The sequence below is a fragment of the Rhizobium sp. WSM409 genome (genome assembly GCF_057653825.1).
In genome coordinates this window covers 4,236,153-4,258,085 of the sequence record NZ_CM172794.1, presented here as the reverse complement: position 1 = coordinate 4,258,085, position 21,933 = coordinate 4,236,153, and the positions used below count along the sequence as shown (strand labels likewise).

Annotated in this window: 17 protein-coding genes and 1 riboswitch; of the genes, 15 read left to right on the top strand and 2 right to left on the bottom strand. The window is 62.2% G+C overall.

Translation table 11 applies throughout. The annotated features are described in order from the left end of the window. Positions 1-61 precede the first annotated feature (61 nt). Positions 62-1,951 carry an ABC transporter ATP-binding protein/permease gene (locus AC25BC_RS20940; protein ID WP_206641106.1) on the bottom strand — a complete coding sequence of 630 codons (1,890 nt, stop codon included), beginning with the start codon at positions 1,949-1,951 and terminating at the stop codon, positions 62-64. A gap of 114 nt (positions 1,952-2,065) precedes the next feature. Next, positions 2,066-2,143, top strand: a riboswitch (SAM riboswitch). A 48-nt stretch (positions 2,144-2,191) separates the two neighbouring features. Here AC25BC_RS20940 and metA point away from each other — a divergent pair. The 6 genes from metA to AC25BC_RS20910 all read left to right on the top strand — a co-directional run bounded on the left by metA (position 2,192) and on the right by AC25BC_RS20910 (position 8,228). Then, the gene (gene metA, locus AC25BC_RS20935) at positions 2,192-3,115 is read left to right on the top strand and encodes a homoserine O-acetyltransferase MetA (RefSeq protein WP_017995493.1); all 924 of its coding nucleotides are present in this window, start codon (positions 2,192-2,194) and stop codon (positions 3,113-3,115) included. A 226-nt stretch (positions 3,116-3,341) separates the two neighbouring features. Beyond that, positions 3,342-4,364 (top strand): aldose epimerase family protein, encoded by a 1,023-nt coding sequence (locus tag AC25BC_RS20930; RefSeq protein WP_113546726.1) that lies wholly within the window; start codon positions 3,342-3,344, stop codon positions 4,362-4,364. 165 nt (positions 4,365-4,529) lie between these two features. Further along, a complete protein-coding gene (locus tag AC25BC_RS20925) occupies positions 4,530-5,303 on the top strand; it encodes a GntR family transcriptional regulator (RefSeq protein WP_128438339.1) in 774 nt (257 codons plus the stop codon). After that, entirely contained in the window at positions 5,300-6,331 is a 1,032-nt protein-coding gene (locus tag AC25BC_RS20920) for an SIS domain-containing protein (protein WP_012759423.1), read from the top strand. Before AC25BC_RS20925 ends, AC25BC_RS20920 begins: the two co-directional genes overlap by 4 nt. Next, a complete protein-coding gene (nagA, locus tag AC25BC_RS20915) occupies positions 6,331-7,482 on the top strand; it encodes an N-acetylglucosamine-6-phosphate deacetylase (RefSeq protein ID WP_012759422.1) in 1,152 nt (383 codons plus the stop codon). Before AC25BC_RS20920 ends, nagA begins: the two co-directional genes overlap by 1 nt. Positions 7,483-7,499: 17 nt before the next feature. After that, a complete protein-coding gene (locus AC25BC_RS20910) occupies positions 7,500-8,228 on the top strand; it encodes an SIS domain-containing protein (protein ID WP_012759421.1) in 729 nt (242 codons plus the stop codon). A gap of 79 nt (positions 8,229-8,307) precedes the next feature. Here the strand turns inward: AC25BC_RS20910 and efp are convergent, their stop codons facing one another. After that, positions 8,308-8,877, bottom strand: coding sequence for an elongation factor P (gene efp / locus AC25BC_RS20905; protein WP_012759420.1), 570 nt, complete (start codon positions 8,875-8,877; stop codon positions 8,308-8,310). A gap of 149 nt (positions 8,878-9,026) precedes the next feature. Between efp and epmA the strand changes: the two genes are divergently transcribed. The 9 genes from epmA to AC25BC_RS20860 all read left to right on the top strand — a co-directional run bounded on the left by epmA (position 9,027) and on the right by AC25BC_RS20860 (position 21,850). Beyond that, complete coding sequence (epmA, locus tag AC25BC_RS20900; RefSeq protein ID WP_012759419.1) at positions 9,027-10,088, top strand: EF-P lysine aminoacylase EpmA; 1,062 nt, start codon at positions 9,027-9,029, stop codon at positions 10,086-10,088. Then, entirely contained in the window at positions 10,085-11,137 is a 1,053-nt protein-coding gene (locus tag AC25BC_RS20895; RefSeq protein WP_012759418.1) for a lysine-2,3-aminomutase-like protein, read from the top strand. The genes epmA and AC25BC_RS20895 overlap by 4 nt, the downstream gene beginning before the upstream one ends. 262 nt (positions 11,138-11,399) lie before the next feature. Beyond that, positions 11,400-11,651, top strand: a complete 252-nt coding sequence (locus AC25BC_RS20890; protein WP_012759417.1) for an acyl carrier protein — start codon at positions 11,400-11,402, stop codon at positions 11,649-11,651. Next, positions 11,651-12,832 carry an acyl-CoA dehydrogenase family protein gene (locus AC25BC_RS20885; RefSeq protein ID WP_012759416.1) on the top strand — a complete coding sequence of 394 codons (1,182 nt, stop codon included), beginning with the start codon at positions 11,651-11,653 and terminating at the stop codon, positions 12,830-12,832. Before AC25BC_RS20890 ends, AC25BC_RS20885 begins: the two co-directional genes overlap by 1 nt. Before the next feature lie 5 nt (positions 12,833-12,837). After that, entirely contained in the window at positions 12,838-13,746 is a 909-nt protein-coding gene (locus AC25BC_RS20880; protein ID WP_012759415.1) for an amino acid--[acyl-carrier-protein] ligase, read from the top strand. Further along, complete coding sequence (locus tag AC25BC_RS20875) at positions 13,737-14,729, top strand: DUF1839 family protein (RefSeq protein ID WP_017995482.1); 993 nt, start codon at positions 13,737-13,739, stop codon at positions 14,727-14,729. Before AC25BC_RS20880 ends, AC25BC_RS20875 begins: the two co-directional genes overlap by 10 nt. A gap of 16 nt (positions 14,730-14,745) precedes the next feature. Beyond that, positions 14,746-17,226, top strand: coding sequence for a glycoside hydrolase family 2 protein (locus AC25BC_RS20870; RefSeq protein ID WP_128438338.1), 2,481 nt, complete (start codon positions 14,746-14,748; stop codon positions 17,224-17,226). Positions 17,227-17,271: 45 nt separating this feature from the next. Beyond that, positions 17,272-18,450, top strand: a complete 1,179-nt coding sequence (locus AC25BC_RS20865; protein WP_012759412.1) for a glycosyltransferase family 4 protein — start codon at positions 17,272-17,274, stop codon at positions 18,448-18,450. Positions 18,451-18,538: 88 nt separating this feature from the next. Further along, positions 18,539-21,850, top strand: coding sequence for an oligosaccharide flippase family protein (locus AC25BC_RS20860; RefSeq protein WP_012759411.1), 3,312 nt, complete (start codon positions 18,539-18,541; stop codon positions 21,848-21,850). Positions 21,851-21,933 lie beyond the last annotated feature (83 nt).

The following is a 21,933-nucleotide window of genomic DNA, read 5'->3' as shown; positions in this document are numbered from 1 at the left end:
AAATCCTCGTCTTATGCATGCCGACATCCCAAAACCGCTCCACATTTTTGGACGGCATGCATTAAAGCGCCGGCGCGGGCACGGCGGCAGCGCCCGCACTGGCGCTGGCGCCGGTCTGGACGGCAGGCGGCTCCTCGGATGCTGACGGCAGCGCCTGCAGATGCAGCACGCGCGGCTTCAGCGCCTCGAGATAGGCCTCGGAGCGGCCGATATAGATCATGCCGCTTTCGGGCATCGAGGTGAGCAGTTTGGCCATTGTTTCCTGCAATTCCGGCTCCATGCCTTCCAGCACTTCGTCGAAGATGATCCAGCGCGGGCGCACGAGAAGCAGCCGGGCAAATCCGATCGCTTTCTGCTGGTCGCTGTCGAGCAGCTTGTCCCAGCGGGCGCGGGTTTCGAGCCTTGCGATCAGCGAATGCAGACCAACCTTGTCGAGGGCCGCCTCGACGTCGGCTTTCTCGTAGGCTTCGGGACGTTCGGGAAAGGCCAGCGCCTCGCGCAGTGAGCCACCGGGGACATAGGCGAGCTGGGGAACGAAGAGCATGTCGTCGATCGGCGGCAGGCCTATCGTGCCGCTGCCGCACGGCCAGAGGCCGGCCATCGCCTGGAAGAGCAGCTTGCGATTGACGCTGTGATCGCCGTTGATCATGATTTTTTCGCCGGCTTTGATCACGACATTGGTTTCACGCAGACGGAAACCGCCGCATTCCTCGATGTCTTCACCGATCTTGGCGACGATCACCACGTCCTTCAGCGTCAGCGTGTCGGGCGCGGCGTTTTCATAGGCGATGCTGTCCTTCAGGTCGAAGTCCTCTTCCATCTCGACCAGCGCCTGGCGGAAATCGGTGACGCGCATCAGCGTGGCGCGCCATTCGGCGATCGGGCCGAAATTGGACACATACCAGCGCAGCGCCGTGTTGACCTGGTTGAAGGCACCGACGGACATCATCAGCTGGCCGAGGGTGAGTCCGCCGGAGAAATAGGCGGGGGCGGCAACGATGATCGGAATGACGATCACCAGCCAGCCATAGCCGGCCGAAACCCAGGTGAGATTGGTATTGGCCATAGCAAGCCGCTTGACGACTGTCAGGACCGAGCTGATATCGGTGTTGATGCGCCGACGCTCGTTCTCCTCGCCGCGGGCAACGGTAATTGCCGGCATGTTCTCATTGGCATGCATCAGCGTGAAGCGAAGCTCGGCTTCTTTCGAAAAACGGTCGGCATTGAGCTTCACCAGCTTGCGGCCGACCACCTGGCTCAGCACCGAGGCGGAAGCGGCATAGAAAATCGCTGCCCAGACCATGTAGCCTGGAATGGAGAAGCTATGGCCGCTGATGCGGAAGATGAAGCCGCTCGAAAGCTCCCAGAGCACGCCGATGAAGCTCACCAGAAGAATGGTAGACTGCAGCAGGCCGAGAACCAATCCCGTCGTGCTTTCGGCAAGGTTGCGGGAATCCTCGTGCAGACGCTGGTCCGGATTGACGCCGATCAGGCCGCTGGAGGCGAGCCGCAGCGCTCGCTTGCGCTTCAGCCACTGGTCGACCAGGTCGCGCGACAAACCTTCGCGCATATAGAGCGCCGTCATCTGATTCAGCCAGGCCTGCAGCACGTTGAGCAGCAGCAGCGTGCCGGCGATCATCGCGAAGATTTCGAGCTGGTGGAAGAATTCGCCGAGGTCGCGGCGCTCCAGCGAGTCGTAGAAAGGAGCATTCCACTCGTTCAGGATGACCTGGCCGTAGGACGTCGCCAGGATGACGAGGATCAGCACGGTGGCCAGAAACAGCACCTTGCCACGCACTTCCGAATTCCAGAATGCTGAGAACATGACGCCGAGGCGATATGTCAGGCTTAAATCATACCCTACCCTATCCTGCCTTCCGATGCCCGGCTTCCTCTCGATCTTATCTGCCATTACGCTTTTCCAAATCGCCCATGCCCCTATAAATAACATGGTGGCGTTACCGGTCTATCAACAGATTCTATCAGTCATTAAAGTGTGATGATGCTTGCATGAGTTTCTCCTGCATGTTTTCGCCAGTTGATTCGCAATCAGACTGGGTCTAATTAAGGCCTCCGTGGTGATTTGGCCGGCCGGCTTGCAGCCACGTTAAAAAAGTCGCTAAAGGGCCGCGTGCGGACCGGTAGCGATTTTTGTCGCCGCCGGTTTTTTGTTTTTGATCGAGTGACCGCAATGCCCATCAAGATCCCCGATACGCTGCCCGCCTTCGAAACCCTGGTTCAGGAGGGTGTGCGGGTGATGACCGAGACGTTGGCGATCCGTCAGGATATCCGACCGTTGCAGATCGGGCTGCTCAATCTCATGCCGAACAAGATCAAGACCGAACTGCAGATGGCCCGCCTCGTCGGCGCCTCGCCGCTGCAGGTGGAGCTGTCGCTTGTCCGTATCGGCGGCCACAAGGCGAAGAATACGTCCGAGGACCATCTGCTTGCCTTCTACCAGACCTGGGAAGAAGTAAAGCACCGCAAGTTCGACGGCTTCATCATCACCGGGGCACCGATCGAGCTTTTGCCCTATGAGGACGTCACCTATTGGGCGGAGATGCGGGAGATTCTCGACTGGACGGAAACGAATGTCCATTCGACGATGAACGTCTGCTGGGGCGCGATGGCGGCGGTCTATCATTTTCACGGCGTTCCGAAATACGAGCTGAAAGAGAAGGCCTTCGGCGTCTACCGCCACCGGAATCTGAAACCTTCCTCGATCTATCTCAACGGCTTTTCCGACAATTTCGAAGTGCCGGTGTCGCGCTGGACCGAAGTGCGCCGCGCCGATATCGAGAAATCCGAAAGCCTGGAGATCCTGATGGAGTCGAGCGAAATGGGCGTCTGCCTCGTGCACGAGAAGAGAGGCCGGCGGCTCTACATGTTCAACCATGTCGAATATGATTCCACCTCGCTTTCCGACGAGTATTTCCGCGACGTCAATGCCGGGGTGCCGATCAAGATGCCGCACAATTACTTTCCGCATAACGATCCGGCGCTTGCGCCGCAGAACCGCTGGCGCAGCCATGCGCATCTTTTGTTCGGCAACTGGATCAACGAAATCTACCAGACGACACCCTTTGATGTGGAAGAGATCGGCACCGACCTCTGACCGTTGCCGAGCGCGCCGCGAGCTGGTTCCGCCGCATTGCTGCTGCGGCTTTTCTTTCTGATCCGCCGGTTGCGGATCGAAGCAAATCCGGGCAGGTTCCTGTCCTGAACCCTACCACGCCGCGCGTCTTCGTCGGACGTGCAATGCACACTTTGAATCGCTGCAAATTCCCCAAATCGATTCCGAATTGCGGAATTTGCAGCAGAGATAGAATGGACGGACGATCATGTCGGATAAGTTGGAGCGGGACGTTTTCGGGCAGACGAAGGCGGGTGAGACCGTCTATCGGGTCGAGATCAAGGGGGGCGGGCTGACGGCCAAGATCCTGAGCTGGGGCGCGGTCATCCAGGATCTGCGTCTCGAGGGACATGACGCGCCGCTGCAGCTCGGCTTCGACGATTTCGACAGCTACCCCCTCTATTCATCCTATTTCGGCGCGACGCCCGGCCGCTGCGCCAACCGCGTCGGCGGCGGCAGGTTCACGCTTGACGACAAGGACTATCAGCTCGAACTGAATGAAAACGGCGTGACGCATCTGCATGGCGGCAGCGACAATATCGCCAAACGCAACTGGACGATCGTCGAGCATGACGTCGACCGCGTAGTACTGAAGATCGTCGATCCCGATGGCCGCGCCGGCTATCCCGGCAATTGCACCATCCAGGCGACTTTCCGGGTGCATGGCAATGGTGAACTGTCGATCACCTACGAATCGACCAGCGACCAGCCGACGCTCGCCAATGTCTGCCAGCACGCCTATTTCAATCTCGACGGCCGCGAAGATGCGCTTGGCCATGACATCATGATAGCCGCCGATCACTATCTGCCGACCGATGAGAAGCAGGTGCCGACCGGTGAAATCCGTCCCGTCGAGGGCACGGAATTCGATTTCCGCGAGATGGCGCCGATGAAGCGTTTCGTCGGCAGCGAACAAGTGTCCTACGATCATAATTTCTGCCTGTCCGCCGAGCGCACCGCCAAGCGGAGCGTCGCGCTTGCCCGCAGCCTCTATTCCGGCGTGTCGCTGGAAGTGCGCAGCACCGAGCCAGGCGTGCAGTTCTATGCCGGCTTCAAGCTTGACACCGGGGCTCCGGGCATCGGCGGGCGCAAATACGGTCCGTTCGCCGGCTTCTGCCTGGAGACGCAGGTCTGGCCGGATGCCATCAACCACCAAGGTTTTCCGAATGCGGTTCTGCGCCCCGGCGAAGTGCTGCGTCAGGAGACGGATTATATCTTCACCAAGAACTGAGCATCCTCCAGCGCCGGCGCGTTTCTAAACGCGCGGCGCTGCGGACGCACGACTGTCAAATTTGAGCGCTATGAAACCCTTGCCGGTCCGCCCGGCGAGGGTTTTTTGATTCCATGCTCGATTCCGACTTGCCGATTGGTTCTATATAGGTTCTATTGTGTGCCCATGGATAGAACCAGTCTGATAGCGGAACTGAACAGCCGCGGCCTGCGTGACGAGGCACTGACCGGGCCGCTTTACAAGCGGCTGGCGCAGACGCTGACTGGCCTCATTCAGGAAGGGCTACTGAAGCCCGGCACGGCGCTGCCGGGCGAGCGCGACCTTGCCGAGGCTCTGAAGCTCGGCCGTGTCACCGTGCGCACCGCCTATCGCGATCTGATGGCATCCGGTGCACTGGAAGCGCGCCATGGAAGCGGTACTTTCGTATCGAGCAGGGTGGAGCGCATGGAACAGTCGCTGTGGCGGCTTTCCTCCTTCTCCGCCGACATGCGCTCGCGCGGGCGTCTGCCGGCCGCACGGATATTGTCGCGGGCGGTCAATACGCCGTCGCCGGAGGAATCCTTCCTGCTCGGCCTCGGCGGTGACGAGCCGGTGCTGAGACTCGACCGCTTGCGCCTTGCCGATGGCCTGCCGCTGGCGATCGAACGCGCCGTGGTGCCGATCAAGTTCCTGGGGCACGATGCCGGCGGCGAGGGATCGCTTTACGATGCGTTGACGGCCAGCGGTCACAGGCCCGTCCGCGCGCTGCAGCGGCTGACGGCGGTCACGCTCGACCCGTCCTCCGCGGCGATCCTGAACGTCAAATCAGGCGCGCCGGCGCTTCTGATCGAACGTGTCTCGCGCCTGGAAGACCAGCGCGTCGTCGAATACACCCGCTCGCATTATCGCGGCGACGCCTATGATTTCGTTGCCGAATTGAGAATCGGAGATGACCTATGAATGACAACCAGTCACTGATGCTGCAGGAAGCCGGCCAATCGCCCGAGGTGGTGGCCATGCTGCTCGAAAAGGAAAAACCGGTCTTTGCCGAGATCGCCCGGCTGTTTTCGTCCGCCCGCCCGAGCGTGGTGACGACGGCGGCGCGCGGCTCCTCGGACCACGCTGCCACTTTTTTCAAATATCTCTTCGAGATCACCTGCGGCGTTCCGGTCGCCTCGGTCGGCCCGTCGATCGCTTCCGTCTATGGTGCGGCGCTGCATCTGAAGGGCGGTGTCCATTTCACCGTCTCGCAGTCGGGTGCCAGCCCCGACATCGTCGCGCTGCAGGATGCGGCGAAGAAGGGCGGAGCGACGACGATCGCCGTCGTCAACGTCACCGACAGCCCACTTGCGAAGCAGGCCGATATTGTTCTCGGTCTCAATGCCGGCGCGGAAAAGAGTGTCGCGGCGACAAAATCCTTCATCGCCTCGGTTGCAGCCCTTTCCGGGGTAACGGCTGCGATCGGCAGTGCGTCCGATTTGGCGGCTGCGCTCGGCAAGCTGCCGGAGGCACTGTCGGCGACCGCCGGGATCGACACGGCGGCAGCCGAGGAGGTGCTCTTCAACGCGACCTCGCTTTATACGGCCGGCCGCGGCCCGGCTTTCGCGATCGCGCTCGAAGCGGCGTTGAAGGCCAAGGAAACCTCCGGCCTGCATGCCGAGGCCTTCTCGCTGGCGGAACTGATGCATGGTCCGATGCGTCTGGTGCAGCCGGGCTTCCCGATCGTCGCCTTTGCGCCCGACGATGCGGCCTTCGCCAACAATGTCCAAGCGCTGGAACGCCTGCAGAAACTCGGCGCCACCACCGTCGGCTTCTCGACGCAGCCGCTCTCCGGTGTCCATCTGCGCGCGCCGACGACGGGCAACGGCCTCGTCGATCCGCTGGTGTCGCTGCTCGTCTATTACCGGCTGATCGAGTCGGTGACGCGCCGCAAAGGCTTTGATCCCGACAAGCCGGCAAACCTGCTCAAGGTGACGGAGACGGTCTGATGGTCCGCAAGATCTTCCTCGGCGCCCGCATCTTCGACGGCGAGCACTTCCATGACGACAAAGCCCTCATCGTTGCCGGCGGCCGCGTCGAAGCGATCGTCGCGAGAAACGATCTGCCGGACGGCGAAGTGGTGACGCTTGCCGGTGGTGTTCTGTCGGCCGGCTTCATCGATGCGCAGGTCAATGGCGGCGCCGGGCGGATGCTGAACGACGAGCCTTCCGCCGCCTCGATGGACATTATCGCCGGCGGGCACCGGCCCTATGGTACGACGTCGCTGCTGCCAACGCTGATCACCGATACATCAGAGGCCTCCATTGCCGCGATCGAGGCGGCCAAGGAGGCAGTGAAAATGAACCGCGGCGTCGCCGGTCTGCATCTCGAAGGTCCGCACTTGGCGCCTGCGAGGAAGGGCGCGCATCTGGCCGAACTGATGCGGCCGGTGGAGGACCGCGACGTCAAGGCTTTCATCCGGGCGCGCGAGGCGATCGGCACGCTGCTGGTCACCATGGCCGCCGAGCAGGTGACGGTTGCCCAGGTGCGCGAACTTGCGGAAGCCGGCGTCACCGTCAGCATCGGCCATTCCGATTGTTCGAGCGAGGCGGCGGAAGACCGTTTCGATGCCGGCGCGCGGGGCGTCACGCATCTCTTCAACGCCATGAGCCAGCTGGGACACCGTGCGCCCGGTCTTGTCGGCGCGGCAATCGATCATCCCTCAACCTGGTGCGGCATCATCGCCGATGGCCATCACGTAGATCCGAAGGCCTTGCGCACAGCGCTCCGCGCCAAACGCGGCGAAGGCAAGCTGTTCTTCGTCACCGACGCGATGTCGCTCGTCGGGTCGGAGAAGGATTCGTTCACGCTGAACGGGCGCACCGTCCGGCGTGAAAGGGGCGGCTTTTGCTCGAAGCTGGTGCTGTCCGACGGCACGCTGGCCGGTTCCGATGTCGACATGATCTCGACGATCCGTTACGGCGTCACCTATCTCGACCTGACGCTCGCCGAGGCCTTGCGCATGGCGACCCTTTATCCCGCGCGGTTTCTCAGGCTTGCCGATCGCGGCCATCTCTCGCCGGGCGCGCGTGCCGATCTCGTGCATCTCACCGATGCGCTTGCCGTCACCGCCACCTGGCTCAGCGGCGAAGCGGCCTAAAATCAAGGAGAAGTGGGATGACCGACATTACCGATGCCTATTTCTCCAACCTCATCGGCCGGCTGGAGGAACTGAAGCAGACGCTTGCCCAGCCGATGGCGCAGGCAGCAGCCGTCATCCTCGATGCTGCCCGAGGCGACAAGCGTGTCTATGTCTTCGGCACCGGCCATTCGCATATGCTGGCGGAAGAGGTGCACTATCGTGCCGGCGGGCTCGCCTTCACCGTGCCGGTGCTCGTCGGCTCGGCCATGTTGCATGAGGGCGCGGTCATCAGTTCGGTTTATGAGCGCACGCAAGGCCTGGTGCGGCCGATGCTGGAGCGTTACGGGATGCAGCCGGGCGATGTCATCATCATCGCCTCCAATTCGGGCGTGAACGCCGCGCCGATCGAGGCCGCCGACTATGCGCGCGAAATCGGCGCAAAGGTGATTGCCATCACGTCGATCGCCTATTCCTCAGCGATCGCCAATGGCCGCCGGCGGCTTGCCGACGTGGCCGATGTGGTGCTCGACAACGGGCTGCCGCCGGGTGACGCCGTTGTCGATCTCGAAGGCACGGGGCTCCGGGTTGGGCCAGTCTCGACGGCCGTCGGGGTGACCGTCATCAATGCGATCTTCGCCGAAGTCGCCTCGGAGCTTTCGAAATCGGGCGATGCGCCAATTTATCTCAGCGCCAACATGCCGGGTGCCGCCGAGATCAACCAGAAGCTCGTCAAGAAATACCGTCCGCGCAACCCGCATCTCTAGAGCACGATGCCGAATAGTGTGGCGGCGGATACAAAAAAGGCCGGCGCGAGCCGGCCTCTTCGATAGGCTGAAACTAGGATCAGTCCTTGGCGCGTTCGACGTAGGAATTGTCTTCCGTGGCGATGACGACGCGGGTGCCGGCATTGATGTGCGGCGGCACCATGGCGCGCACGCCGTTCGACAAAATCGCCGGCTTGTAGGAGGACGATGCCGTCTGGCCCTTGACGACCGGTTCCGTCTCCATGATTTCGAGCGTGACGTGGCGCGGCAGTTGGAGCGCCAGCGCAATACCTTCATGCATCGAGAGGATGCAGGACATGCCTTCCTGCAGATAAGCCTTGTCGTCACCCATTGTGGCGACATCGACGACGACCTGATCGTAGCTCGCCGGGTTCATGAAGTGGAAGCCTTCGCCGTCTTCATAGAGAAACTGGAAGGAGACGTCTTCGACGAAGGCGCGCTCGACCTGTTCGGTGGTGCGCCAACGCTCGGAAACCTTCACGCCGTCGACGATGCGGCGCATGTCGACCTGGGTGACCGGCGTGCCCTTGCCCGGATGAAAGTTCTGGGCGGTGAGAACGACGTAGAGCTTGCCGTCGACATCGAGAACGTTGCCCTTGCGGACCGAAGAGGCGATGACCTTGACCATAAGACTTCCTTGTAACTCGGCTTTCGGCGTCGTAGATGACTGTCGAGACGCCCCGAAGACGCAAATGTTTTTCTTTGGGGCGCAACTAACCTAAAATCCGGGAAATAGCCACCCCCCAATACCGGCTTCTCCGGCCAAGAAAGCTTGGAATGAACTCTTCGGCGAAAGCGTCCCCCTGGTGGACCCCGTCCGTGCATGCCGACCGCCGTCCGTTCCTGATCGGACGCAATGCGATCCAGGCGGCGTTGCGCGGGTTTTTCGCGCGCGAGGATTTCATCGAGGTGGATACGGCGGTGCTGCAGGTCTCTCCCGGCAATGAGGCGCATCTGCATGCCTTCGCCACGGAAGCACTGACGACGGATGGGCAAAAGGCGCCGTTCTACCTGCACACCTCGCCGGAATTTGCCTGCAAGAAGCTGCTTACGGCGGGCGAGGAGCGCATCTCGTGTTTCGCCCATGTCTATCGCAACCGCGAGCGCGGGCCGCTGCATCATCCTGAGTTCACCATGCTCGAATGGTATCGGGCCGGCGAAAGCTACGAGAGTCTGATGATGGATTGCGTGCGGATCCTGGCGCTGGCGGCGGAAACGGTGAAGACCGGGAAGCTTGCCTATCGCGGCGGCGAGAGCGACCCTTTTGCCGGGCCGGAGCGGATCAGCGTTGCCGAAGCGTTCCAACGTCATGCCGGCATCGATCTTCTCGCCTCGGTCGCCGCCGACGGTTCGACTGACCGCGACCATCTGGCGGCCGAGACGAAGCGCGTCGGCATGCGTGTTGCCGATGACGACGGCTGGGCCGATCTCTTCAGCCGGGTGCTGGTCGAAAAGATCGAGCCGCATCTCGGTTTCGGCCGCATCACCATTCTCGACGAATATCCGGTCTCGGAGGCGGCCCTTGCCCGTCCCTCGGCACGCGACGCGAGGGTTGCCGAGCGTTTCGAGCTCTATGCCTGCGGCGTCGAGCTTGCGAACGGCTTCGGCGAACTCACCAATGCTGCCGAACAGCGGCGACGGTTCGAGATCGAGATGGCCGAGAAGGCGCGGGTCTACGGCGAGACCTATCCTATCGACGAGGATTTCCTCGCCGCGCTATCGCTGATGCCCGAGGCAAGCGGTATCGCGCTCGGCTTCGACCGGCTGGTGATGCTGGCGACGGGAGCATCACACATCGACCAGGTGCTTTGGGCGCCGGTGGCGGAGTACGGACGATGAATGTCGTCAAACCGATCAAGAGCGTCGACGATCTTGTGAAAGCAGGGCTGGTCGCGCCTGCCGATCGCGTAGCGCTCGAGGAGGTGGCGGCGCGTTACGCGGTTGCGCTGACGCCTGCGATCAGCAAGCTCATCGATCGAGCCGACCCCGATGATCCGATCGCTCGGCAATTCGTGCCCGATGCGGCCGAACTCACGATCGCCCCGGAAGAACGCGCCGATCCGATCGGCGATCATGCCCACAGCCCCGTCGAAGGCATCGTTCACCGCTATCCCGATCGTGTCTTGCTCAAGGCCGTGCATGTCTGCCCGGTCTATTGCCGCTTCTGCTTCCGGCGCGAAATGGTGGGGCCGCAGGGCCTCGGCACGCTCGATGCGGCGGCGATGCGGGCAGCTTTCGATTATATCCGCGGTCACGAGGAGATCTGGGAGGTCATCCTCACCGGCGGCGATCCGCTGGTGCTTTCTCCGCGCCGGCTCGGCGAGATCATGGAGGCGCTTGCCGGGATCGCGCATGTGAAGATCATCAGGTTCCACACGCGTGTTCCGGTCGTCGACCCCGAGAAGATCGATGCGGCGCTGATTGGCGCGCTGAAGGCGAGCGGCAAGACGGTCTATGTCGCGCTGCATGCCAACCATGTCCGCGAACTGACGCCGGAAGCGCGGGCCGCTTGCGCCCGTCTCGTTGATGCCGGCATCGCCATGGTCAGCCAGTCGGTGCTGCTTAAGGGTGTCAATGACGATCCCGACGTGCTGGCGAAGCTGATGAAGGCCTTCGTCGAAATCCGCGTCAAACCCTATTATCTGCATCATCCGGATCTGGCGCCCGGCACCAGTCATTTCAGAGTGACGATCGAGGAGGGGCAGGAGATCGTCGAGGCGCTGCGCGGGCGGATTTCCGGTCTCTGCCAGCCGGCCTACATCCTCGATATCCCCGGCGGTCACGGCAAGGCCGTCATCAGTGGAAGCGCGATGCGGGCGACAGGCGACGGATGTTATTCCGTCACCGATTATCGTGGCGGCGAGCATTCCTATCCGCCGGCCGATTGAGACAAACGCGGCGTTTGCGTGTCATTTCTGTACTCTCCACGCCAGAAACCAGACTGTGTCGCAGTATCGAAATTATCTTAAGTCATTGATATAATGTGGTTGTTTACGACAATCCGGGAATGATCGCTAAAATCGTAACTATGAGCCTCAGTCATATTTAACTCAATAAATTAGCGGAATGTTCTGTTTTCCGCACTAAAAGAACGCTCATGACAAGGCGATGAACGCCGGTTCGGGATCATGAGAATCTTGGAGTGATGGGATGAATAAGGCAATCCGCGACCTCGTAGCCAAATTCGGCAAGCTTCCTGGGTCGATCGACCAGGTCGCCGACGACGCCGATCTTTATGCGGCAGGTTTGACGTCCTTTGCTTCTGTGCAGTTAATGCTTGGCATCGAAGAGGCCTTCGACATCGAATTTCCCGACAATCTCCTCAACCGCAAATCCTTCGCGAGCATCTCGGCCATCGCCAGGACCGTCGATCTCATCCGGGACAGCCGGAAGGTCGCCTGATGAATTTCCCCGTCAAGATCATGCAGGACGGTCTTGTTGCAAGGGTGGCCCGCGTTGCTGAAATCGCGGCGAAACACGCCGATGCCGTCGACGCCGAAGCCCGTTTCCCCAGGGAAGCCGTGGACGCGATGAAGGCCGAAAGGCTGCTCGGCATCCAGGTGCCGCGCCATTTCGGCGGCGAATCCGCCTCGATCACCGAGATCGCCGAATTGTGCTCGATGCTCGGCCAGGCCTGCGCCGCGAGCGCCATGGTCTTCGCCATGCACCATATCAAGCTGTCGAGCCTCGTTGAACACGGCGCCGACAGCGAATGGCATCGCAGCTTCATGCGCCGCATCGCCGCCGAACAGCTGCTGATCGCATCCGCCACCACCGAAGGCGGTATCGGCGGAAATCTGCGCAACAGCATCTGCGCGGTCGAGGTCGATGGCGACACGTGCCGCCTCGAAAAGGATGCGACTGTCATTTCCTATGGCTCGCACGCCGACGCCATCCTTATCACCTCGCGTGCCCACGCGCAGGCGGCTTCCTCCGATCAGGTGCTGACGGCCTTCCTCAAGGACCAGTACACGCTCGAGAAAACGCATGTCTGGAATACGCTCGGCATGCGCGGCACTTGCTCCGACGGCTTCCTGTTCAAGGGCGAAGCGCCGGCTTGCCAGATCCTGCCGAAGCCTTTCGCGGAGATCGCGGCGCAGTCCATGCTTGCCTCCTCGCACCTCTTATGGAGCGGCGTCTGGTACGGCATCGCCGTCGACGCCGTTGTGCGCGCCCAGGCTTTCGTGCGTGCTGCCGCCCGCAAGGCGCCGGATGCCCAGCCGCCGGGCGCGCTACGCCTCGCCGAGGTTTCGAACCTGCTGCAGATGGTGAAATCCAACGTGGTTGCCGGCCTCAAGGCCTATGAGGATGCCAAGGCCGATGCCGACAGGCTGTCTTCGATGGGATTTGCGGTGGCGATGAACAACGTCAAGATCGCCTCGTCCGAGATGATCCTGGAAATCGTCAACCATGCCATGCTGATCTGCGGCATCATGGGCTACAAGAACGGCACGCCCTTCAGCCTCGGACGCCATCTGCGCGACGCGCATTCCGCACAGCTCATGATTTCGAATGACCGCATCCTCGGCAACACGTCGAGCATGCTTCTTGTCCATAAGCAGGACACTAGCCTACTGGGGTGACAGTCATGGATATGCAGACCTCGTTTCTGGACCGGCTTTTCGAATCCGGTCTGCTGATCGATACCGGCATCGACGGGCTCTACGGCCGCAGCGGCCAGTTCGAAGACGTGATCGCTGCCTTCGAGCGCCTGATCGACACGTTCGGCGGCGCCGATGGTGCCGAAGCCATGCGCTTTCCGCCCGGCATGAACCGCGCCTTCTTCGAGAAGAGCGGCTACATGAAGAGCTTTCCGCAGCTCGCCGGCACGGTGCACAGCTTCTGCGGCAGCGAGCTCGATCATGTCAGCCTGCTGCAATGCATGGAAGTCGGCGAAGACTGGACCAAGGGGCAGGAGGCGACCGACATCGTGCTGACGCCGGCTGCCTGCTATCCGCTTTATCCGACGATCGCCAAGCGCGGCAACCTGCCGAAGACCGGCGGCCTCTTCGACCTGCAATCCTATTGCTTCCGCCATGAGCCGTCGAAAGATCCTGCCCGCCAGCAGCTGTTCCGCATGCGCGAATATGTGTGCATGGGCACAGAGCTGCACGTTACCGACTTCCGCCAGCGCTGGATGGATCGCGGCGTCGAGATGATGAAGGCCGTGGGCCTCGAGGTGACGATCGACGTTGCCAATGATCCGTTCTTCGGCCGCGCCGGCAAGATGCTCGCCAATAATCAGCGCGACCAGAACCTGAAGTTCGAGCTTCTGATCCCGATCACCTCGGCTGCCAACCCGACCGCCTGCATGAGCTTCAACTACCATCAGGATGCCTTCGGCACGAAATGGGGTCTCAATCTCGAAGACGGCAGTGTCGCGCACACCGCCTGCGTCGGCTTCGGACTGGAGCGCATCGCCCTTGCCCTCTTCCATCATCACGGGCTCGATGTGAAGCAATGGCCGGCCAGCGTACGGAAAGCGCTGTGGGGCTGAGCAAATCGATGACGTCGTTATTTTCGGGGGTATTTTCGGGAATCGACCCGGAAACCTACCGGGCGCATGCGCTGCATTCCGGCGAGCGCGCCTGGCCGGAAACCAATTGTTATGTCGATCTCTGGATCGAGGTTCTGGCGACATCAGGCGTTGCGCCAGAGGCGATGCTGGGTTTTACCCTGACGCAGGATTTCGAGGGCGACCAGTTCACCTTCTTCAAGGTGCCGCTCGAGGATCTCGAAGCGCTCTACGGCATTCGTGCGACTGAGCTTGCCATCTACGACCGTGTCGAACGCCATGTCGAGGTTCAGATCGCGCGTGCCCGCCTTTGCCTGATCGAAATGGATTCTTTCTACATGCCGGATACGCGCGGCACCGCCTACCGGCAGGAGCACGGCAAGACGACGGTTGCGATCAACCGGCTGGATGTTGCGGCCAAGCGCGTCGATTATTTCCACAATGCCGGTTATTTCCGTCTCGAAGGCGAGGATTTCGACGGGCTGTTTCAGCTGCATCTGACGGAAAACGACGCGCCGTTTCTGCCCTATACGGAATTTGCACGATTCCCGGAAAGGCCGGCAGACGACGCGCATCTGCGCGCGACCGCGCGGCGACTTGCCGGTTTTCATTTTGCCCGGCGTCCCCGCGAAAACCCGATCCGCGCCTTTGCCAGCGTCTTTCCGCAACAGGTCGAAGCGGTGGCGGAACGGCCGTTCGGCTTCTTCCATAAATACGCCTTCAACACGCTTCGCCAGGTGGGCGCCAATTTCGAGCTGGCGGCCGATTACCTCGCCTGGCTTTCCCCTGGTGAATTCGCGGCTGCCGCCGAGCATGCCGGGCGTATTTCGGAGGTGGCGAAATCGGTGCAGTTCCAGCTTGCCCGCGCCGTCACCCGCAGGAAGTTCGAGCCGTTGCAGGCAGCACTTGATCCGGCCGCCGATGCATGGGATTCCATGATGGCGTCGCTTGCGGGGCGAATCTGAGGCCGGAGATCTGACCATGCGGGGGCGTTTGGCGAGCATCGGTGCCGAGGAAAGTCTACTTTCCGAAGGCTGGAACCTGATCCTGACGGAGCCGGGCGCCTGCGCCGTGCCGCACGACATCCCGCTCTCCGCACAATTCATTCCAGCACCCGTTCCCGGCACCGTCGCCGCCGCGCTCGAAAAAGCCGGGCTCTTCGACCGGGAAAATCCCGAGCCGCTGAACACGCGGGATGCCTGGTATCTCTGCCGGCTTTTCGATGCCGAGCCCGGCGACGCGATCCTGCGTTTCGCAGGGCTGGCAACGCTCTGCCATGTCTTCCTGAACGGCCAGGAAGTCCTGTTTTCCGAGAGCATGTTCACGGCGCACGAGATTCCGGTGACGCTTTCGGGCGGCGACGAACTGGCGCTGTGCTTCCGGGCGCTTGGGCCCCGCCTGTCGGAGCCAGGCCCGCGCGCGCGCTGGCGGCCGCAGATGATCACGCCGGCGGGCTTGAAGAATTTCCGCACGACGCTGCTCGGCCATATGCCGGGCTGGTGCCCCGATATCCATGCCGTCGGGCCATGGCGGCCGATTTCGATGGTGCGGCGTCATCCCGTCTCGATCGACAATGTCTCCATCCGCGCCGTATTGGAGGAGAGTGGCGTCGGCCGTCTCAGCGTGTCCCTGCATAGCAATGCCGAGGATCCGGCGATGCTGCTGCGCTGCGGCGGGATGGAGCAGCCCTTCGAGAAGGTCGGCGACAGTCATTACTCGGCTATCCTCAAGCTTTCCGACATCGAGGCCTGGTGGCCGCATACGCATGGTGCTCCGCGTCTCTACGCGCTGACACTGGTTTCGGACGGGGTGGAATATCCGCTCGGCAGGACCGGCTTTCGACGTATCGACGTCGACCGTGGTGCCGATGGCGACGACTTCGCGCTTCTCGTCAACGGCGAACGCATCTTCTGCCGTGGTGCCGTGTGGACGACGGCCGATATCGTGCGATTGCCGGGCGGGCGGGCGGATTATGAGCCGCTCCTGCGGCTTGCCGCTGCAGGCGGCATGAACATGATCCGCATCGGCGGCACCATGGCCTACGAAACGCCTGATTTCTTCGCACTCTGCGACGAGCTCGGTCTGCTCGTCTGGCAGGACTTCATGTTCGCCAATTTTGATTATCCACGCAACGACAAGGCTTTTCTTGGTCACGTGCATGCGGAGGTCGAGGAATTCCTCCACGGCGTGCAGGCGTCGCCTTCGTTGGCCGCGCTCTGCGGCGGCAGCGAAGTCCACCAGCAGGCGGCAATGCTCGGCCTGCCGGCGGAATTCTGGAGCGGGCCGGTCACCGATGAAATCATCCCGGCGGTCGTCGCGCGCATGCGCCCCGATGTGCCCTATGTGCCGAACTCGCCCTATGGCGGAGCGATGCCCTTTTCGCCGAATGCCGGTATTGCCCATTATTACGGCGTCGGCGCCTATATGCGGCCAATTGCCGATGCGCGCCGCGCCGATGTGCGTTTTGCCTCCGAAAGCCTCGCCTTCGCGCATGTGCCGCAGCAAAGGACGCTGCAGCGTCATCTCGATGTGCCCGCCGTCCACAGTCCGCTGTGGAAGGCCCGCGTGCCCCGCGACCGCAGCGCATCGTGGGATTTCGAGGATGTTCGCGATTTCTACCTGCAGCTTCTCTACGGTTTCGATCCGGCTGAGCTGCGCCGCGAAGATCCGGAACGCTATCTCGATCTCTCCCGCGCCGTTACCGGCGAGGTGATCGAGGAGACTTTTGCCGAATGGCGGCGCAAGGGCTCCGCCTGCAACGGCGCACTCGTCTGGACGCTGCAGGACCTGTTGCCCGGTCCCGGCTGGGGAGTGATCGATTCCACCGGAGAGCCGAAGCCTGTCTGGTATGCGATGCGCCGTGCATTCCGGCCGGTGCAAGTGGTCTTCACCGACGAGGGAACGAACGGTCTCGACGTGCATGTCGTCAACGAGACGGATGCCGCGCTTGACGTGGAGCTCGAGGTCGTCTGCCTGCGCGGCGGAAAACAGCAGGTCGTCAGCGGCAGCAGGGCCTTCAAGCTGGCGGCAAGAGACACGGAGCGTCTTGCCTGCACCGCGCTGTTCGGCGCCTTCTTCGATACGACCTATGCCTTCCGTTTCGGGCCGCCGGCGCATGATGCCAGTGTGGCGCGCCTGCGCTCGCTGGCAGACGGCGCCATTCTCGCAGAGAGCTTCCACTTCCCGTGCGGACGGGGGAAGGCGCTGCATGACGCAGGGATCGAAGCATCATTCACCAGAGACGGCGACGACTGGTTCGTCGATCTCAGGACCGACCGGCTGGCGCAATCGGTGCATATCGACGTCGAAGGCTATCGGGCCGACGACGACTGGTTCCACCTTGCCCCCGGCGCGATGCGGCGTGTGCAGCTCCACGCGCTGTCCGGCGTGGAAAGCGATACTCCGCCTGCGGGCGAGATCAGAAGTCTAGGCAGTTCGCATCGTGTCGCAATCGAGGGCTGACGCCCCTGCGAAGGATGATGCCGATCCATTGGGAAAGAGCGTGATTTGAGAACGATATACCGCTTTCTGCGCGCCCATGTTCTGCAGCGGCTGATCCCGCGGTCGCGTCTTGCCTTCAATCCGCGCAGGCCGGTGGAAATCGTCGGCTATCTCTCGATGGCGGTCGGCGTTGGCGAATCGGCAAGGCTCTGCGCCGGCGCATTGACGGAAGCTGGGCGGGCGATTTCGCTCTCCGACGTCAGCACGCATCCTGACGAGAATTCCTTCGCCGGATGGACACCGTCGCATCTCTCCGCCGAACCCGCGGGGAGCCGGATCTGGCATCTCAATCCGCCGATGCTGCCGCGCGCGATCCTGAAGAAGGGCGTTGCGAATTTCACCCGCGCTTTCAACATCGGCTATTTCGCCTGGGAGCTCGAAGTCGTGCCGGCGGAGTGGCGCAATGCGATGCATTACATGAATGCCGTCTTCGTGCCGTCGGAATTCACCAGGCGGGCGATTGCGCCCCTCACTGCGGCACCGGTCATCGTCGTTCCGCATCCCGTCACCGAGAAGCCGGCGACCGAAGGAATGCGCCAGAAATTCGGCATCGAGGAAGACGCGTTTCTCGTCAGCTTCATCTTCAGCGCCGGGTCCTCGATCAACCGGAAGAATCCGCAGGCCGTCATCGAGGCCTTCAGGATATTTGCCGCCGAATGCCCCAGCGCCTTCCTGTTGATGAAGGCCAGCGGCAATATCGACAAGGATGAAGGCCTGCGAGAACTGATCGGCTCGGTCGCTGGCGACAGCCGGATCAGGATCGTCACCGACAGGCTGTCGGACTCCGAGATCAACGGCCTGATCCGCTGTTCCGACGCCTATCTTTCGCTGCATCGTTCCGAGGGTTTCGGGCTGACGGTGGCCGAGGCGATCATGCAGCGTACGCCGGTCGTTTCCACGGCCTGGTCGGGCACGGTGGATTTCTGCGATCCCGACAATAGCTGGCTGGTTGCCTCTCCCCTCATTCCGGTGGTCGATACCCATCCCGAATTTGCCGGGCTCGAAGGCGCGGTCTGGGCCGATCCCTCACCCGAGGCAGCAGCCGGGCATCTGAAGGATATCTTCCTCGCGCCTGAGCGAGCGCGTGAGAAGGCCGAGAAGGCGCGGGAGTTCCTGCTGCGCTACCTCGCCGAGAACAGCTATGACAAGGCGCTCAAGGCGCTGGAGGCGATGCAGACCGCCTAAGGTGACGTCGTCACTCCGCTTTATTTTAACATTTTCGCATTAGAGATGGCAGGTATGCGGCGGTAGGCCGATCCTGACGGATGGACAGATGTCGAAGGGTATTATCGCAAACTCGGTGATGAACGGGGCGGCAGGCATGCTGCTGCTTCTGACGGGCTTCGTTTCCTCGATCATAACCGCACGGTTGCTCGGGCCGGAAGCCAACGGCATCGTCGCCTTTTCGCTCTGGCTGGTGGTGACCGGCGCCTCGATCGCCGAGCTCGGCTCCAGCATCACGCTGCTGAAGACATTGCCGCAACTTTCGGCGGAAGGCTTCGACGCGCGCCGCCGGCGAGGTTTTGCCGCCATCCTCGTCAGCTTCATGATGTTCTCGACCGTCGTGCTGCTGGCGCTCTACGCGCTGTTCTTCCTGACCTCCGAAAAGATGCACTGGGCCGACACGGCGCCATCCGTCGCTCTGGTCACGGGCGTGCTGTTCTTCGTCCAAGCGATCGGTTCCTTCGTCAAATTCTACCTGATCGGCGAAAAGAAGCTGGGCGCCTTCTTTAAGCTGACGGTCGCCGTCTCGATCGTGCAGCTTGCCGGCGTTGCCGTCGGCGCCGTTTTCTACGGCGTCGAAGGCGTACTCGTCGGCTATGCGCTCGGCCAGCTGGTGCTGTTTTTCGCCACGCTGCCGATCCTTCTGGCGCGGCGCGACTGGTGCGGGGTCTCGCTGAAATATCTCGCCTCCTCCTCCGTCATCCTGTCGATCCAGTTCATCATCGATTCCATTTTCCTCAACCGGCTCGAGCTGCTCTTCCTGCAGCAGTTCTGGTCGGTGGAGATGGTCGGCTATTATGCCGTCGGCCTGTCGATCGCCAATATCGCGCTGCAACTGCCGATCCAGATGACCGGCAGCCTGCTGCCCTATTATTCCGAGCGACGGCACAGCAGCGACGATTCGACATTGCCGGTCGAGGTCTTTACCGCCGTTACCCGCAGCATGGCCTATATCGTGCTGCCGATGAGCCTGGGGCTTGCCGCGATCTCCAGCGAACTGGTGCTCGTGGTGTTCGGCGAAGCGTTCCGCCGCAGCGGGACGGTGGTGGCGCTGCTTGCGCTTGTTGCTCCCGCCTATACCTTCATGCAGATCCTCAGCCTCTACCTGCTGTCGATGGACAGGGCCCGCTCCCGCCTGAACATCAGTGTGATAGGTGGCCTACTGATGGTAGCGGGTTGTTTACTGATCGTACCTAGGCTTGCGGCCGAGGGCGCCGCACTCGTGCGCATCCTCGTATTCGTAGCGATGTCGGTGATGATGATCAGACAGACAGGATTCGGATCCCAGCTTTCGGGTCTCTACGCAAGCTTGACGAAGGTGACGCTCGCCTCCGTGCTGTGTGCTTGCGGAGCGATTTCCGTGCTGGAATTCGTCCATGGTCCGGCCGGATTGGTCGGCGCGATCATCGCCGGCGCATTCGCCTATTTTGCAGCACTCCGGGTGCTGCGCGCCGTGCCAGGCGAGGATGTCGAAGTCATGCGCTCCATTCTCGAGAAGATGCCATCCCTGCTGCGGCGACCGGTCGGCCAGGCGATCAATTTCATCGCGCCACGGCTTCCCGGCGATCCCGATCGCGCCAAGGTCGCGCCCGGCGAATTCTCGCTGGAACCGGCCGAGGGCGCGGGACGCAGCGCCGCCCTGCCTGTGGTCTTCGACGGTACGATCGGGCTGTTCATGCCTGAAAATCCTCTCGCCAAGAAACGTTCGGCCGCCGTGCTTTTCGTCAGCCCCTGGGGCTTCGAGGAGATGTGCAGCCGCAAATTCTTCCGGGTCGCGGCCGAGCACTTCTCGGATATCGGCGTGCCGAGCCTGCGCTTCGACTATCGTGGCACGGGCGATGCGCTTAATTTCGACGCACTGCCGGCGAGGCTGGAAACCTGGGAAGATTCGATCCGCGCGGCCGCCGACAAGTTGAAGTCGCTGAGCGGCTGCGACCGTATCATCCTCATCGCACAGGGCCTCGGCGCGACGCTTGCCCATCGCGTCGGTTCCTCGATCGAAGGCGTCGACAGCCTCGTCATGCTGGCGCCGGTGCTGAGCGGCCGGGCCTATCTGCGCGAACTCAACATGTGGTCCAAGATCATCGATGCCGATCTCGGCCTCGGCAAGGAGCATGTCCAGACCACCAAGGTGCAGATCGCCGGGCTCGTCATGCCCGAAGAGATCGCCGCCGAGCTCGGCAAGCTCAACATCACCTCGCCGCAGGGGCTCGCAACCTCCCGCTACCTGATCCTCGAACGTCCTGCCAAGGCCGACGATACCGGCTTTGCCGATGCGCTGAAGGCGCTTGGTGCCGATGTCGAGCAGAAGGCCTTCGAGGGCTATGACGAGCTCGCCACCAATCCGCTGTTTGCCAAGACGCCGATGGCTGTCGTCGGGCTGCTGACGACATGGCTGGAGACAACGACGACGCAGACATCCGCCGCCCATTCGCCGGCGGCGATCGACAACCCGCTGCTTGCCGGCGATGATTTTGCGGAAACGCCGGTCCGTTTCGGAAGCCACAATCATCTCGTCGGCGTCGTCAGCCGGCCGCTCGGCGAGATCAAGGGTAACGCCGTGCTCTTCCTGTCGACAGCCTATGACCGGCATGCCGGCTGGGGACGGACGACGGTAGACATGGCGCGCGAGCTCGCCCGCCAAGGCGTCGTTTCGCTGCGCTTTGATTCCGCCAATGTCGGCGACAGCCCGCCGCGGCCGGATGCGCCGGAACAGGTGCTTTATTCGGATACCCAGACCGGGGACGCGGTCGCCGCGCTCGACCTGCTCGAAAGCGTCGTCGCCGGCCCCGTCATGGTCGCCGGCCGATGCAGCGGCGGCTATGTCGCCTTCCGCGCCGGCGTTGCCGACGAGCGCTTGAAGGCTGTCGTGTCGATCAATCCGTTCGTCTATTACTGGGATCCTGACATGCCGGTGCGCAGGGAGCATGTCGTCTCCGTTCCCCGCAGCCTCGATGATTACAGCCAGCGCCTGGCGCGGCTCGACACGCTGAAGCGGCTGCTGCGCGGCCAGGTGGATGTCGTCTCGGCGTTGCAGAACATCGTCATCGCCGCCGGCCGCCGGCTGTCGCCGTGGATCGCGCCGGTGCTCGAGCTGCTTCCCGACCGGCGCCATATCGCCCGCGAGGTCCGGCACTCCTTCGCGCTGTTCGGCAAGCGCAAGGTGCCGCTGACGCTGATCTACAGCGAGGGCGATGTCGGGCTCGACCATGTCTACTTCCACTTCGGGCCGCGCGGCGCCAGGCTTTCCCGCTATCCGAACGTGCGCCTGCTGATGCTGCCGGATGCCGACCACAATCTGACGCCGCCGCAATCGCGCAAATTCGTGCTCGACGAGATCATTCGTCTCGCCAGAGCATGACCGGATTTCAGCTAAAGCATGTTGCGCAAAAGTGGGCAGCGGTTTTGCGCCGAAGACATGCGGCAAACAAAGACCTGAATTCC